Source organism: Pseudomonas sp. Sample_9 (genome assembly GCF_004307535.1).
Classification (GTDB): Bacteria; Pseudomonadota; Gammaproteobacteria; order Pseudomonadales; family Pseudomonadaceae; genus Aquipseudomonas; species Aquipseudomonas mercuritolerans.
Genome location: NZ_RAZO01000056.1, coordinates 1 through 2,531 on the forward strand (window position 1 = coordinate 1; position 2,531 = coordinate 2,531).

Here is a 2,531-nt window from a genome sequence, read left to right on the forward strand (position 1 = left end):
TTCAGCAGAGTGCCGAGCATGCAGTCGATGGCATCCTTGTCATTGCTGATCAGTTGCAGATGGCTCAGGCATTCTTCGGACTTGGCGAGAAGCATTTCGGCCTCGACCAGAAATTCGGGGAAGCGTTGCGCCCAGTCTTTACGGTCGATTGGCATGTTCATCTCCACCACGTCGTGTTGGTTGACGGATGGCCGTGTGTGGCGACGATCGTGAATCGTCGGCAGATCGCGCCCGGCGGTGCAGGTGCACGGACCGAGGGGTTCCAGAGGGTGGGTTGCCACTGAATTGCGATCGCACACAATAGCCTGACTCCGTTCATGCAATGAGAATGGCGTCACAGTAATGGCTATTGGAAATGGCGAATATCAGGTTGGGCCTGATTGATCCTAGGGGAATCCCTTAGGCGCGGGAACCTAACGTGCAAACCGAGGTCGCGCCGCAATGAATCTAGCAGATGAAATCACGATTGCCAGTAAAGCATGATGTCAGTGTGACATCAATGGCCGTTTATGGCATTTTTAGCGGCGCGCTTTACAGCAATCAAGATTAGCTGAATGCAGCCGATAAACCCCCATAGTGAATTCATCAGAACAAGCCCAGGAGTCATTGATGGCCGGCATTCTCGACACGGTAGACCAACGCACGCAACTGGTGGGTGAGAATCGCCTGGAAATCCTCATGTTTCGCCTGGCCGGACGTCAATTGTTCGCGATCAACGTGTTCAAGGTTCAGGAAGTTCTGCAACTGCCAAAGCTGACCCTGATGCCGCAGCGTCATCCTTTCGTCTGCGGCGTGGTCAACCTGCGCGGCCAGACATTGCCGGTGATCGACCTGTCCCAGGCAATCGGCATGCGCCCGCTGGTGCCGGGCCCGAACAGCACGATCATCGTCACCGAATACAACCGTTCGGTGCAGGCCTTCCTCGTTGGCGGTGTCGACCGCATCGTCAACATGAACTGGGAAGCCATTCTGCCGCCGCCGACCAGTGCCGGCCGCCAGCATTATCTGACCGCAATCAGCAAGGTCGACGAGCAACTGGTAGAGATCATCGACGTCGAAAAAGTCCTCGCCGAGATCGTCCCGTACAACGCCAAGGTCTCGCGCGAAAAACTCGACGACCCGGTACTGGAGCGCGCCCGTGGCCGCGAAGTCTTGCTGGTGGACGACTCCAACGTAGCGCTTTCGCAATTGCGCGATACCCTCGGCCAGCTCGGGGTGAAAATGCACATTGCCAGCGACGGTCTGAAAGCCTTGAACATGCTCAAGGCCTGGGCCGATACCGGCGTGCACATGACCGACAAACTGCTGATGATCTTCACCGATGCGGAAATGCCGGAAATGGACGGCTATCGCCTGACCACGGAGATCCGCAACGACCCTCGCCTGCGTGGCCTGTACGTCGTACTGCACACCTCGCTATCGGGCAGTTTCAACGACTCGATGGTGAAGAAGGTCGGCTGCGACAACTTCCTCTCCAAATTCCAGCCGGACAAACTGGTCGACGTGGTGCGCCAGCGTCTGATGCTCGACGTTGTGCCGGCCTGAAACACGCACATCTTGCTTCCTGTGGGAGCGAGCCTGCTCGCGAAAGCGCAGGGTCGGACACATTCATGGCGAATGTGCCGGCCTCTTCGCGAGCAGGCTCGCTCCCACGGGGAATGTGTTTAAACCCCAGACGGCTTTGATTCGGTATTGAAGCTCGTATAGGGTGGCGTTTTTCCTCCAAGGAAGCTGGCCATGCTGCGTCTGAGCGCGCTTTATCGTTACCCGTTGAAATCCGGCAAGGGCGAAATCCTGCAAAGCATCGAGCTGGACAAGCTCGGGCTGGCGGGTGACCGACGCTGGATGTTGGTGGACGAGGCCAGCGGGCGCTTTCTGACCCAGCGTGCCGAAGCGAAGATGAGTCAGTTGTCGGCGCTGTGGAATGCCAGTGGTGGCTTGACCTTGAGCACGCCCGAGCAGGGTTCGATTGAAGTCCCATTGCCTGCTGCCGACGCCGAGCTGCGCGGTGTGACGATCTGGCGTGACACCCTGCGGGTGCCGGACGCCGGTGATCAAGCCGCGCGTTTTGTCAGCGAATTCCTCGGCAAGCCGACACGTCTGGTGCAAATGCCACTCGAGCGGGCGCGCACCACGCAGTCGGGTTTCGGCAAGGATGACGATCAAGTGGCGTTCGCCGATGGTTATCCATTGCTGCTGATCGGCGAAGCCTCGCGGCTGGCGCTCTCGGAGACGGTAGGGCGAGAGCTGGAGATGCTGCGCTTCCGCCCGAATCTGGTGATCGAAGGCAGCGCGCCTTACGCCGAGGACCAATGGAAACGCATTCGCATCGGCGATATCGAATTCCGCGTGGTCAAGCCATGTGCGCGTTGCATCATGACCACCGTCGACCCGCAAACCGGTGAGCGCAGTGCTGATCGTGAGCCGTTCGCGACGTTACAGAAACACCGCAGCACCGCCGATGGCGCGATGTTCGGGCAGAATCTGGTCAACGACGGTAACGGTCGCCTGGAAGTCGGCATGCCGGTGGA

Annotated in this window: 2 protein-coding genes; both read left to right on the forward strand. The window is 58.8% G+C overall.

Going from position 1 to position 2,531, the window contains the following annotated elements; genetic code table 11:
* Positions 1-609 precede the first annotated feature (609 nt).
* Positions 610-1,545: a chemotaxis protein CheV gene (locus D6877_RS03395; RefSeq protein WP_130909850.1), complete on the forward strand. Its 936-nt coding sequence runs from the start codon at positions 610-612 to the stop codon at positions 1,543-1,545.
* A gap of 192 nt (positions 1,546-1,737) precedes the next feature.
* A partial coding sequence (locus D6877_RS03405) for an MOSC domain-containing protein (RefSeq protein ID WP_130909852.1) occupies positions 1,738-2,531 on the forward strand: 794 nt, incomplete at its 3' end.